At 45.1% G+C, this 13467-nt stretch carries 13 protein-coding genes; all 13 read left to right on the top strand.

Features of this window, described 5'->3' with window-relative positions:
• Nucleotides 1–29: 29 nt before the first annotated feature.
• The 13 genes from fliM to M3191_RS05100 all read left to right on the top strand — a co-directional run bounded on the left by fliM (nt 30) and on the right by M3191_RS05100 (nt 13457).
• Nucleotides 30–1028, top strand: a complete 999-nt coding sequence (gene fliM / locus M3191_RS05160) for a flagellar motor switch protein FliM (RefSeq protein ID WP_251698683.1) — start codon at nt 30–32, stop codon at nt 1026–1028.
• Entirely contained in the window at nt 1021–2250 is a 1230-nt protein-coding gene (gene fliY / locus M3191_RS05155; RefSeq protein ID WP_251698681.1) for a flagellar motor switch phosphatase FliY, read from the top strand. The genes fliM and fliY overlap by 8 nt, the downstream gene beginning before the upstream one ends.
• Nucleotides 2251–2269: 19 nt before the next feature.
• Complete coding sequence (locus M3191_RS05150; protein ID WP_251623996.1) at nt 2270–2632, top strand: response regulator; 363 nt, start codon at nt 2270–2272, stop codon at nt 2630–2632.
• A gap of 3 nt (nt 2633–2635) precedes the next feature.
• Entirely contained in the window at nt 2636–3331 is a 696-nt protein-coding gene (locus M3191_RS05145; protein ID WP_251698679.1) for a flagellar biosynthetic protein FliO, read from the top strand.
• Nucleotides 3324–3989 (top strand): flagellar type III secretion system pore protein FliP, encoded by a 666-nt coding sequence (gene fliP / locus M3191_RS05140; RefSeq protein WP_251694808.1) that lies wholly within the window; start codon nt 3324–3326, stop codon nt 3987–3989. The genes M3191_RS05145 and fliP overlap by 8 nt, the downstream gene beginning before the upstream one ends.
• Nucleotides 3990–4063: 74 nt before the next feature.
• Entirely contained in the window at nt 4064–4333 is a 270-nt protein-coding gene (gene fliQ, locus M3191_RS05135; protein WP_251698677.1) for a flagellar biosynthesis protein FliQ, read from the top strand.
• Between the two features lie 4 nt (nt 4334–4337).
• On the top strand, nt 4338–5114 hold the full coding sequence (gene fliR, locus M3191_RS05130) for a flagellar biosynthetic protein FliR (protein WP_251698674.1): 777 nt from the start codon (nt 4338–4340) through the stop codon (nt 5112–5114).
• A gap of 3 nt (nt 5115–5117) precedes the next feature.
• A complete protein-coding gene (flhB, locus tag M3191_RS05125) occupies nt 5118–6197 on the top strand; it encodes a flagellar biosynthesis protein FlhB (RefSeq protein WP_251698672.1) in 1080 nt (359 codons plus the stop codon).
• Between the two features lie 68 nt (nt 6198–6265).
• Nucleotides 6266–8296 carry a flagellar biosynthesis protein FlhA gene (gene flhA, locus M3191_RS05120; RefSeq protein ID WP_251698670.1) on the top strand — a complete coding sequence of 677 codons (2031 nt, stop codon included), beginning with the start codon at nt 6266–6268 and terminating at the stop codon, nt 8294–8296.
• Nucleotides 8296–9408, top strand: coding sequence for a flagellar biosynthesis protein FlhF (gene flhF, locus M3191_RS05115; protein WP_251698668.1), 1113 nt, complete (start codon nt 8296–8298; stop codon nt 9406–9408). Before flhA ends, flhF begins: the two co-directional genes overlap by 1 nt.
• On the top strand, nt 9401–10264 hold the full coding sequence (locus tag M3191_RS05110; protein WP_251698666.1) for a MinD/ParA family protein: 864 nt from the start codon (nt 9401–9403) through the stop codon (nt 10262–10264). The genes flhF and M3191_RS05110 overlap by 8 nt, the downstream gene beginning before the upstream one ends.
• Nucleotides 10257–11399, top strand: a complete 1143-nt coding sequence (locus M3191_RS05105) for a protein-glutamate methylesterase/protein-glutamine glutaminase (protein ID WP_353056508.1) — start codon at nt 10257–10259, stop codon at nt 11397–11399. The genes M3191_RS05110 and M3191_RS05105 overlap by 8 nt, the downstream gene beginning before the upstream one ends.
• A gap of 12 nt (nt 11400–11411) precedes the next feature.
• Nucleotides 11412–13457, top strand: a complete 2046-nt coding sequence (locus M3191_RS05100) for a chemotaxis protein CheA (RefSeq protein ID WP_251698664.1) — start codon at nt 11412–11414, stop codon at nt 13455–13457.
• The last annotated feature ends 10 nt before the right edge of the window (nt 13458–13467 follow it).

Raw genomic sequence — 13467 nt, 5'->3', positions numbered from 1 at the left:
TGACATATACTATGCCGGGAGGTGGCCTTATGCCGGGAGATATTTTATCCCAAAATGAAATTGATGCTTTGTTATCAGCATTATCGACAGGTGAAATGTCAGCGGAAGAGATGCAGAAGGAAGATGAGACCCGGAAGGTCAAAGTATATGATTTCAAACGTGCCCTCCGCTTCTCAAAAGATCAAATCCGTAGCCTGACAAGGATCCATGAAAACTTTGCCAGATTATTGACGACATATTATTCCGCGCAGTTGCGCACGTATATCCAAATTAACGTCGCATCGGTCGATCAAATCCCCTTTGAGGAGTTCATCCGGTCCATGCCGAATATGACATTGCTCAATATTTTCGAGGTGCCGCCGCTTGAAGGAAACATCATCATGGAAGTCAATCCGAACGTCGCCTATTCGATGCTTGATCGATTGATGGGCGGCGTGGGGAAAGGCCCTGGAAAAGCGGATAATATGACCGAAATCGAAACGAAGATATTGACAAACCTTTTCGAACGGTCATTTGATAACTTACGCGAGGCTTGGTCGGGAATCATTGAAATCGATCCGTTCCTATCAGAAATGGAAGTGAACCCGCAATTCCTTCAAATGATTTCACCGAATGAAACGGTAGTCGTTATTTCGTTCAACATCGCCATCGGGGAATCCAGCGGCATGATCAACATATGCATCCCGCATGTCGTCCTCGAGCCGATTGTCCCGAATTTATCGGTTCGTTATTGGATGCAGACCAATAAAAAGGAACCGACGCCCGAACAAAGCATCATTTTGGAAAAGCGGTTGAAGCAAGCAAGTTTGCCGCTTACATCTGAACTAGGAAAAGGTTCGATGTCGGTTGAGGATTTCTTGTATCTTCAAGTGGGGGATGTCATTTCCCTTGACCGGAAAATCGAAGACCCTCTCATTGTCAAAGTGGGAGACATACCAAAATTCACAGCACAGCCAGGTCATCTTCGAAACAGGATGGCTGTACAAATAATCGATATATTGAACGGAGGGGATGAAGATGATGAGTGATAACGTGCTTTCACAGGAAGAAATCGAAGCGTTGCTGCGTGGAGAACCAATCCGTACGGAAGAAACAGCAACATCGTCCTCTGAACATCAGAATTTAGACGCCCAATTAAGTGAAATGGAAAAAGATGCATTAGGGGAAGTCGGGAATATTTCCTTCGGAAGCTCTGCAACAGCCCTCTCCTCATTGCTTGGGCAGAAAGTGGAAATCACTACTCCCGAAATCTCTGTAGTGGACCGCAGTATGCTGGAACAAGAATTCGTTCATCCATATGTTGCAATCCAAGTGGAATATACGGAAGGGTTGAATGGCACGAATCTCCTCGTCATTAAACAAAGTGATGCCGCAATCATTGCTGATCTTATGTTGGGCGGGGATGGAATGGCTCCAAATGAAGAATTAAATGATATCCATCTCAGTGCTGTACAGGAAGCGATGAATCAAATGATGGGCTCGGCCGCTACGTCGATGTCCACCGTACTCAATAAGAGAGTCGATATCTCCCCTCCATCTATAGACTTAATGAATATGGAAGATGAGGAAAGCATCGATAAGATTCCGAAGGATGAAATGATGATTAAAGTTTCATTCGAGTTGAAAGTCGGAAACTTAATCGATTCAAACATTATGCAATTGTTCCCGCTTCAATTCGGAAAAAACCTTGTTGCGTCGCTTATGGACATGGGCGCACAGGAGGAAGCTGCTGTTACATTGGAATCGCCGGCCAGAACGGCTCTATCCAACGAACAAAAACCGCGCCAACCTGAAAATCCGCAAGAGGACCATTCAGGTAATAATTATGGGAAAAGTGCATCTCAATCGATAGCCTCCCCTGCTTATGAACAGCCTAATTATGAACAGCCGGTTCAGCAACGGATGCCTCAAAGGCGGCAACAACCACCAGTACACGTACAGGAAGCGCGTTTTGCGAACTTTGAAGGTCCGTCCTTAAATCAAACCGAAACGAACAACTTGAATATGTTGTTGGATATCCCTTTACAGGTGACTGTGGAACTAGGAAGGACGAAACGGTCGGTTAAAGAAATCCTTGAAATGTCCAGCGGTTCCATCATTGAATTGGATAAATTGGCAGGGGAACCGGTCGATATTTTGGTAAATAACCGCCATATCGCCAAGGGGGAAGTCGTCGTTATTGATGAGAACTTCGGTGTGCGGATAACGGATATTTTGAGCCAGACGGAACGATTGAATAATTTAAGATAAGATCCGGGAGGTCATGAGAATGGGTAAACGTATTTTAATAGTGGATGATGCAGCTTTCATGCGCATGATGATTAAGGATATTTTGACAAAGAACAATTTTGAAGTGGTCGGTGAAGCTGCCGATGGTGCGCAAGCTGTTGAAAAGTATATGGAGTTGAAGCCGGATCTAGTAACGATGGATATTACGATGCCTGAAATGGACGGGATTGCGGCGTTGAAAGCCATTAAAGAAAAGGACCCGTCAGCAACAATCATTATGTGCTCGGCAATGGGACAACAAGCGATGGTCATCGATGCAATTCAAGCTGGGGCAAAAGACTTCATTGTGAAGCCGTTCCAAGCTGATCGTGTTGTTGAAGCAATCCAAAAAGCAATAGGTTGACTTATGAATTTATCAGTTTTGCAAAAGTTTTCATCGGTTTTCCTACTGGTAATCGTCCTAATCAGCTCTCTCCCTACCGTGACACAGGCAGACGACAGTCCTACTAAATCTGTATCTGATTGGTACGGAAAGGATAAGGACAATGGAGAAGAAATTACAAATGTAATTGAGGAAGACGAGCCAGCTGCCGACCGCACGCAAGACGGGGCAGCTGTCGGCTTGTCTTGGTGGGATTATGTAAAGACGCTTTTGGCGTTGCTCTTTGTAGCCGGAATTCTTCTCGCGCTATTAAAATTCATTAACCGGAAGAACCGAATGTTTGGCCAACATCGATTAATGAAAAATGTCGGGGGTATCTCGTTAGGACAGCAGAAATCCATCCAATTGGTCGTTATCGGAGAATCTTATTATCTAATAGGCGTTGGTGACGAAGTAAGGCTTCTTAAAGAGATTACAGACCCGAAAGAGATCGCGTCATTGGAAAGTTATCTCGATACTGATGATGGGCTTACTACTCCGCCGGGCGCATTGAATAAATTACTGACGATGCTTCCTCTAGGCAAAGGGGATTCATCGGAAGAAAGCGAGCAACCCGCAGATTTTAAGAAGATGTTCACTTCCAGACTTGATGAATTGAAGGCGGAGAGGAAAAAGCATTTGAACCGATTGGCAGAAAAGGAGAGCAGAGAAGATGAATGATTTCGTCCAGTTTTTTTCGGACAGCAACCCAACTAATGTATCGACATCCATCAAGATGCTTCTCCTTCTAACAGTCCTATCACTAGCGCCGGCAATCCTCATTCTTATGACGTCATTCGCAAGGATTGTCATTGTTTTGTCTTTTGTCAGGACTGCACTGGCAACGCAGCAAATGCCGCCAAACCAGGTTATTGTCGGGCTTGCTCTGTTTTTGACCTTCTTTGTCATGGCGCCTACTTTCCAACAGGTGAATGAAACAGCCCTGACACCTCTATTTGCTGAAGAAATTACTCTCGAGGAGGCATATGAACAGGCAAGTTTGCCATTCAAAGAGTTCATGAGCAAACACACACGGCAGAAAGATTTGGAGTTGTTTTTACGATACAACCAAGCGGAGCGTCCTGAAACGTTGGAAGACATTCCATTGACAATGTTAGTGCCGGCTTTCGCTTTAAGTGAGATTAAGACCGCGTTCCAAATGGGCTTCATGATTTTCATCCCATTTCTTGTCATTGACATGATTGTTGCAAGTATTCTCATGTCTATGGGGATGATGATGTTGCCGCCGGTTATGATTTCTTTGCCATTTAAGATTCTGTTATTCGTCCTAGTCGATGGATGGTATCTTATCGTAAAGTCTTTATTGCAAAGTTTTTAGCTAGGAAGTAAAGAACGAAACCTGTCATCTCCCTTTCGGAAATCGGCAAATTAACAGTTTAGGAGTGATAAGTAATGACAGGCGAAGTAGTCATAGCGATAGCTGAACGGGCGGTGTGGGTCATTTTATTAACTTCCGGTCCGCTGTTGATTGTTGCATTGGTTTCCGGCTTGGTCGTCAGTATTTTCCAGGCGACGACACAAATCCAGGAGCAGACGTTGGCTTTTGTGCCGAAAATCATCGCCGTCCTTGTCGCACTTATCTTTTTCGGTCCTTGGATGTTGGCCAGGGTGACGGCGTTCGCGACAGATATTTTCGACAATCTAATTCGGTATATAGGGTGATGGAATGGAAGAACTGATTCCTTCCTTGGCTGCGTACTTGCTCATATTGACAAGAGTGACCGCCTTTATCGTAACTGTCCCTCTGTTTTCCTACCGCGCGATCCCGACGACGCATAGGATCATCTTTGCCGCATTATTGGCTTGGATGATGGTGTATACAATCGACGCCCCGGGAATTGAAATTGATGCCACATACATACTCCTAGTAATAAAAGAAGCTATTACCGGCATCTTCATCGGTATTATCGCCTATATCGTCATGTCGGCAATCCAGATTGCCGGTGGCTTTATCGATTTCCAGATGGGATTTGCCATTGCAAACGTCATCGACCCGCAAACAGGTGCACAGTCGCCGCTCCTAGGTCAATTTTTCAATGTGCTCGCCATTTTGCTGTTGCTGACATTGAATGGCCATCATATGCTCCTTGACGGAATTTTTTACAGTTACCGCTTCATACCGATTGATATGCTTTGGCCTGCATTTGGTGATGAACGGCTCATCGAATTCGTAATCCGGACATTTGCCACGACGTTCGCCATTGCATTCCAAATGTCCGTACCAATTGTAGCTACATTATTTCTTGTTGACTTGGCTTTAGGGATAACAGCGAGGACGGTTCCTCAACTGAATATATTCGTTGTCGGATTTCCCATTAAAATCGGTGTCAGTTTCCTCGTCCTTGTAACGATGTTCACGGTCATGATTGCGATGATGAGAAAATTGTTTGAAGTGATGATGTCGGCGATGAGGGACTTGATGATCATCTTAGGAGGTGGCTGACGGATGCTACGTTTAGATTTACAGTTCTTTGCAGGCGAAAAGACAGAAAAGGCCACTCCTAAGAAACGACTCGACTCCAGAAAGAAGGGACAGGTGTTAAAGAGCCAGGATGTTACAACTGCAGTTGTCCTTCTCTTCGTATTCCTGTTCCTTTTTTTCGCTGCCGGCTTTATGCGTGATCGATTTTTTGTGTTCTTTACACATTCATTTACAGAATCCATTTCAATAAAGGCATTGGACATCGACCAAACGATGATTCTTTACATAAATATGATTGTTCAAATGGCATATATCCTCCTGCCGATTATGGCCGTTGCGGTCATTGGGGGCATAGTAGGAAACCTGATGCAATTCGGGTTGCTGTTTACAGCAGAGCCTTTAAAATTCGACTTAAAGAAGATAGATCCGATTAAAGGGTTGAAAAGGATATTCTCCATTCGTGCAATCGTTGAATTATTGAAGTCTTTGTTGAAAATATCTTTTATCGGTTCAGTGACGACATTCCTTCTCATGACGAACATCGAAAAAGTGTTAGGTTTGGCTTTCAAAACGCCCTATGACACATTGGTGACGGTCGGGCAATTGGTCGCTTTAATGGGCATCATCGCTTCATTCGTCCTGTTATTCATTTCCGTATTGGACTATTTTTATCAAAAGTTTGATTACGAGAAAAACTTGCGGATGTCCAAGCAGGATATTAAGGATGAATATAAAAATACGGAAGGCGATCCGATCATCAAGTCGCGCATCAAACAGCGCCAAAGGGAAATGGCGATGCGAAGGATGATGCAGGAGGTGCCGCAGGCGGATGTCGTCATCACAAATCCGACCCACTTTGCAATTGCACTGAAATACGATGATGAAAAGATGGACGCGCCCGTCGTCATTGCAAAGGGGGCAGACTTCGTCGCACAAAAGATCAAGCTGATTGCGAAGGAGCATAATATTGTCATGGTGGAAAATCGTCCATTGGCAAGGTCACTGTACGACGATGTAGAGATCGGGGATCGTATTCCCGATCAGTTCTTTAAGACAGTCGCGGAAATATTGGCATATGTTTATCGCATACAACGGAAAATATGACTTGCTGATGCAAGTTAAGACTCCGGACGCAATCATTGATATATATATTTAGAGAAAGAGGGGATGGCATGCAGTTCAGAGATATCGGAGTGTTGGCAGCGGTCATTATGATTGTTGCCATGCTCGTCATCCCATTACCGCCTTGGCTTTTAAGCTTTTTGATCATTATTAATATAACACTTGCATTAATGGTCCTTTTGACATCGATGAATATGCAGGAAGCGTTGCAATTTTCGATATTTCCTTCGTTGCTATTATTGCTGACGCTATTCCGTCTAGGTTTGAACGTTTCAACAACCCGTGCAATTCTATCACAAGGGGATGCAGGCGGAGTTGTCGACACATTCGGTACATTTGTAACCGGCGGAAATATCATCGTCGGTCTTGTCGTCTTTGTCATTTTGATCATCATCCAGTTCATCGTCATCACGAAGGGGTCTGAGCGGGTTTCTGAAGTGGCCGCCCGCTTTACGCTCGATGCGATGCCGGGTAAGCAGATGAGTATCGACGCCGATTTGAACGCAGGAATGATTTCTGAGACAGAAGCAAGGATGCGCCGTGAGAAAGTGAGCAATGAAGCCGATTTCTATGGTGCGATGGATGGAGCAACGAAATTTGTTAAAGGAGATGCGATTGCCGGAATCATTATCGTCATCATCAACCTTCTCGTAGGGATGATCATCGGTGTTGCGCAGATGGACTTGCCATTTGCCGAGGCTGCGACCAAATTCTCCAAATTGACCGTTGGCGATGGGATCGTTTCCCAAATACCGGCTTTGCTCATCTCCACCGCGACAGGGATTGTCGTAACGCGTGCAGCATCCGAAGGAAATCTTGGTACGGATATAACAAGACAGCTTTTAGGCCAGCCCAAGCTTCTCTACGTTGCAGCTGCAACAGTTTTCCTTCTTGGACTGTTTACACCAATCAATGACATCCTTACGATTCCGATTGCAGCACTTCTTGTGTTAGGTGCCGTCACGATGTCTCGAAAACCTGAGGAAGATCCTGCGGAATTGCTTGAAATGGAAGAAGAAGTTGAAACGGAAGGGATGAAGAGCCCGGAAAATGTGGTCAACCTGTTGAATGTCGATCCGATCGAGTTCGAATTCGGCTACGGGCTCATCCCTCTGGTCGACGCCCAGCAAGGCGGGGATCTACTGGACAGGGTCGTTATGATCAGAAGGCAGCTTGCACTTGAATTGGGGCTCGTCATTCCGGTCGTCCGGATCCGGGACAATATCCAGTTGCAACCGAATGAGTATCGCATCAAGATCAAGGGAAATGAATTGGCAAGAGGTGAATTGCTTCTTGATCACTATCTTGCGATGAGTCCAGGGGGCGATGATTCGATTGTTGGAATTGACACGATTGAGCCATCATTCGGCCTTCCTGCAAAGTGGATTACTGAAGACGTCAAAGAGGATGCCGAAATAATGGGTTATACGGTCGTCGATCCGCCAAGCGTCGTCTCGACCCATCTCACTGAAGTGATTCGTGCGAATGCAGCCGACCTGATTGGGCGCCAAGAAACGAAACAGCTCGTCGATCATGTCCGGGAGACGTATCCAATCTTGGTCGATGAACTTACACCAACGCCTCTCTCCATAGGTGAAATCCAAAAAGTATTGGCTAAGTTATTGAATGAAAATGTCTCAATCCGCAACTTGCCTATCATTTTTGAGACGCTTGCCGATTATTCGAAGTATTCATCGGATATCGATTTATTGACGGAATATGTACGGCAATCTCTTGCAAGACAAATCACCGGGCAATATTCAACCGGGGTCGATGCGCTGAAAGTATTGACCGTATCAGGGAAAGTCGAGAAATTGATCGCGGATCATATACAGCAGACCGAGCAAGGCAATTATTTGTCGATTGACCCATCCCATTCCCAAGAAATACTGGAATCGATTGCTAGAGAGGTCGAGAGGGTGGCGCTGATGGACCAGTCACCTGTCATTCTCTGCTCGCCGGCAATCAGAATGTATTTAAGGCAAATTACGGAGCGGTACTTCCCGCAAATACCTGTTTTATCTTACAATGAGCTTGAAGCTTCAATTGAAGTCCAAAGTGTCGGGGTGGTGGATATCTGATGAAGATGAAGAAATATACAGCCGAGACGATGGTGGAGGCGATGAAGAAGGTGAGAGCCGATTTCGGGGATGAAGCTGTCATCCTCAGCTCAAATGTCGTCACCTCCAAAGGGTTTCTCGGCTTTTTTCAAAAGAAGTCGGTTGAAGTCGTCGCCGGTTTCGATGAACCTTCCTTTACGCCGGCAACAACCTCATTCATACCGAAACCGGCTGCCGAGTTTGTAGATCTGAAGCAGGAAGCAGAAATAAGGAAAGAAATGAATGAAATGAAAAGACTGCTTCAGGAAATGAAACAGTCCGCTTCATTCGCTAATTTCCCGGATGAGCTGAAGCCGTTGCTCACTTTTTTAGAAAGACAGGAGTTGTCGGAAGAGCTGACCCTCCAAATTGGAAATGAAATCTTTACGATGATGAAAAAGAAAAAGACGGATTTTTCAAAAGAGGAACAAGTGGAATTAGCGAAGACGTTCTTAACGAAAGAATTCTCGGACTTGCCTTTTGGCGGCATTTCAACTACCAAAAAATATATTAATGTCCTTGGCCCAACCGGGGTCGGGAAGACGACAACGATTGCTAAAATTGCGGCCAGGGCCCTTTTGGAAGATAAAAAGAAGATTGGCTTCATAACGACTGACACTTATCGAATTGCTGCAATTGAACAATTGCGCACGTATGCGAATCTATTGCAGGCGCCAGTTGAAATCGCCTATAACAGCAAAGACTTTGCAGAAGCCATTAGGAAAATGCAAGATCTTGACTTGATCTTCATCGATACAGCCGGCCGTAACTATAAAGAAATTAAATTTGTAGATGATTTGAAGCGTCTGATCGATTTCTCGCTGGACATGGAATCATTCCTTGTCTTATCTGTGACATCGAAGGAAGAGGACATGAGGACAATCATCGACAAGTTCACTTCCTTTCCGATCAAGAAATTCATCTTTACGAAAGTGGATGAAACGGGATCGATTGGTCCTATGTTCAATCTAATGAAACAATACGGCTTTGGCACCGCTTATTACACGGATGGACAGGAAGTGCCGGAAGATTTAACTGAAGCAGATGTCGATAGAATGCTTACATTGTTATTGGCAGGTGCTGAACATGCGTGACCAAGCAGAAGCACTTCGAATGAAGATGTTGAAAGCCCAGGGCGGATTGGCCAAATCCATTGCAGTTGTCAGTGGGAAAGGTGGGGTGGGCAAGTCGAACTTCTCGACGAACTTCGCCCATTCTTTAAGACTGAAAGGAAAGAAAGTCATTGTCGTCGATATGGATATCGGCATGGGCAACATTCATATTTTACTTGATGTAGCTCCGCAACATAGTTTGAAAGATTATTTGACCGGCCAACAACGATTGGAAAATGTTATAAATGCAGATGAGGATGGACTTACATTCATATCAGGTGGATCGGGATTGGATTCTGTACTCGATTGGTCCGAGGATATGTTTGAACGATTGCTTGCTGCTTTCGAACACCTTCAAAAAGAGTATGACTTCATCCTTTTTGATATGGGGGCAGGTGCGACGCAACGTTCCATCGAACTGATCATTGCGGTGGATGAAGTGATCGTCATTTCCACGACAGAACCCACTTCAATAACAGATGCCTATTCGATGATGAAGTTCATCTGTCTACGGGACCCGGATAAGAAATTCAGCATCGTCAGTAATCGGGTGTCAAAACTCGATGACGGCAATGAAGCGGTGACACGATTGCAATATGCGATGAGGAAATTCCTTGATAAAGACACATCCATTTTAGGTTGTTTACCGGAAGACGCTGCTGTCCATAAAGCGGTGGATGCACAAAAACCATTTATATTGCTCTTTCCCAATGCTCTTATTTCAAAGCGAATGGCAGCAATAGCCGGCGAATTTGTCAAAGGGGATCAAGCTGATGAAAAACAAGAAACCGGGTTTCTTCAAAAGTTGAAGGGGATTTTCTTGAAAGGGCGTGAATGATTTGGGATTTGGCACTGTGAAAAGAGTGCTTGTCGTCGATGATTCCGCGTTTATGCGAAAATTGATAACAGACATGCTTGCCAAGCATCCGCAGCTTGAAGTAGTAGGAATAGCACGTAACGGAAAAGATGCTGTTGCTAAAGCAGTTGAACTACAACCGGATGTCATCACGATGGATATTGAAATGCCGATCATGAACGGTCTTGAGGCTTTGAGACAAATCATGGAACAGCAGCCTACCCCTGTTGTCATGCTGTCAAACACGACTGAACTAGGAGCGGAAAACACGATGATTGCAATGGATTATGGTGCCGTGGACTTTGTCGCCAAGCCCGGCGGACCTATTTCACTTAATTTACATGAAATAGAACAGGAAATTGTCGGGAAAGTAGTTGCAGCTGCAAAAGTCAGAATTTCCAATCTCCTAAAACAACCATTAACACGAGCCGAGAACCAAATGAAGAACGAATATCCTCTCTTTGACAAGAGAACAGGGTCATCTGATTCAATAATCTCTCAAATAGATTCATTACACGCTAAAAAAATTCACAAAGGAATGGAGACTTTAGTTATAATAGGCACATCGACAGGGGGGCCACGGGCACTGCAAGAAGTGCTTACACGACTGCCATCTGATCTAAACGCCCCGATTTTGGTCGTTCAGCATATGCCGCCGGGATTTACAAAATCATTGGCCCAGCGATTGGACGGCTTAAGTGACATTAGGGTGAAGGAAGCCGAGGATGGAGAAGCTCTTTTGAAAGGTGTTGCCTATATTGCACCTGGCGGAAAACATTTGAAATTCGAAAGATGCCCGGGTGGCTTTTGTGTCAGGCTCGACGCCATGGATCCACCCCGAACAGGGCATAGGCCATCTGTAGACATACTGTTGGAGTCTGCTGCAACCATACAGGGACTGCAATATGTAACGGCCATCATGACGGGAATGGGGCAAGATGGTACGGAAGGGATGAAACAACTGAAATCGGCTTGTTATACGATTACACTTGCAGAATCCGAAAAGACGTCTGTCGTCTATGGAATGCCGAAAGCGATTAAAGAAGCCGGTCTCGCCGATCGTATTGTTGATGTGCAGGACATTGCGGCAGCAATTACGGAAATCTTACATTCTTGAGGGGGCGTCATGATGGATACAAATCAATACCTTGAAATGTTTCTCGAAGAAAGTAAAGAACATCTTCAAGCTTGTAATGAACAGTTATTGGAACTGGAGAAAAATCCGGACGATCTGGCGATTGTCAATGAAATATTCCGTTCAGCGCATACGTTGAAAGGGATGTCCGCAACGATGGGATACGAAGATATCGCTGACTTGACACATGAAATGGAAAATGTTCTGGATGCTATCCGGAACTCGAAAATCAGTGTTTCGACCGAAATCCTCGACATCGTTTTTAGTGCTGTCGACTATTTGGAAGAAATGGTGATGGATATAGAAGAGGGCGGTACAGGGAAAAAGGATGTACAAGAACTTGTTACTGCATTGAACCGTGTAGAGACTGGCCAATCAGCCATTGTTGCTCCTGTAATGGAGACGGCTGCCTCCACTTTGGCGGTCGAGCCGCTGAAACGAGATACTTCAGCCCTCCACTACGATGATTATGAACTGACGGTGATTGGTCAATCGCAGGAACAAGGTTTCCATGCATATGAAATATCCGTTACACTGCGTGAAGACTGTTTGCTTAAGGCGGCGAGAGTGTTCATGGTTTTCGAGATCCTTGAAAAATCAGGAGAAATCGTCAAGACAAAACCTTCCGTTGAACATTTGGAAAATGAGGATTTTGATGAAGTATTCACCATAGTTCTGATTTCTAAAGAAGAAGCAAGTTCACTAGAGGCAAAAGTGATGAAGGTTTCAGAAGTGGATCAGGTCGATATCCATCCGGTTATGGACGCATCCCTGACTACCGGACAGTTGCCTGCTGAGCCTGAGGCCGTTTCCGTGGCCACAACCGCTAAGGAAACTGGGAAAGAAATTGCTGTTCCTCAAAAAGGACGCCGAGCAACGAATGCACATAATGCGAACAAGACAATCCGTGTCAATATTGACCGGTTGGACATTCTTATGAATCTCTTCGAAGAGCTGGTCATTGACAGGGGACGTTTGAAATCGATTGCAAGTGAATTACATAATCCCGATTTGAATGAAACTGTCGAGCGGATGATCCGGGTTTCAGGAGATCTTCAAAATATCATCCTGAACATGCGCATGATTCCAGTAGAGACTGTATTCAATCGCTTCCCGAAAATGGTGCGTCAACTGGCACGCGATCTCGAAAAGAAGATTAATCTTGAAATCATAGGAGCCGAAACTGAATTGGACCGAACGGTTATCGATGAAATCGGGGATCCCCTCGTCCATTTGATCCGGAATGCATTGGATCACGGAATTGAGAGTCCTGCTGAACGACTCGCGAAAGGCAAGCGTGAAGAAGGTACTGTCACATTGAGGGCATATCATTCCGGCAATCATGTATTCATTGAACTGGAAGATGACGGGGCAGGCATCAACAAGGAACGGGTTCTGCAAGAGGCGCTTGCAAGAGGCGTTGTTACTGAAGAAATAGCAGCCAAGCTGACGGATCGGCAGATTGCTGAACTCGTTATGGCATCCGGATTTTCCACCGCGGAAAAAATTACCGATGTATCGGGCCGAGGAGTCGGTCTGGATGTCGTAAAGAGCACAATTGAATCACTTGGCGGTCACATTACAATCGATTCAAAGGAAGGGCAAGGCTCTCTTTTCCAAGTGCAACTGCCATTAACGTTATCCATTATTTCGGTAATGCTCGTCAACTTGGATAAAGATATTTATGCAATCCCGCTCTCCTCGATCATCGAAACTGCTATCATTCAAACTTCCGACATCTTGAATGCGCATAACCAGAAAGTGATTGATTTCAGAGGGAGCATCGTTCCGCTCGTCAACTTAAAAGGGATTTTCGAGATGGATGGTGCACGGGAGAAGGAAGAATTCCAATCTGTAGTCATCGTCCGTAAAGGTGAAAGAATGGCTGGACTCGTCGTAGATTCGTTTATCGGGCAGCAGGAGATCGTATTGAAATCACTTGGTAATTATCTTCAGAACGTATTCGCTATTTCCGGCGCTACAATATTGGGGAACGGACAAGTTGCGCTTATCGTGGATTGCAATGCATTGATCAAGTAGGCTGGAGGGG

The organism is Sporosarcina luteola, from assembly GCF_023715535.1.
In the GTDB taxonomy this organism is placed as follows: Bacteria; Bacillota; Bacilli; order Bacillales_A; family Planococcaceae; genus Sporosarcina; species Sporosarcina luteola_B.
Note: the sequence above shows the minus strand (reverse complement) of the source record. Positions and strands in the feature narration are given on the sequence as shown.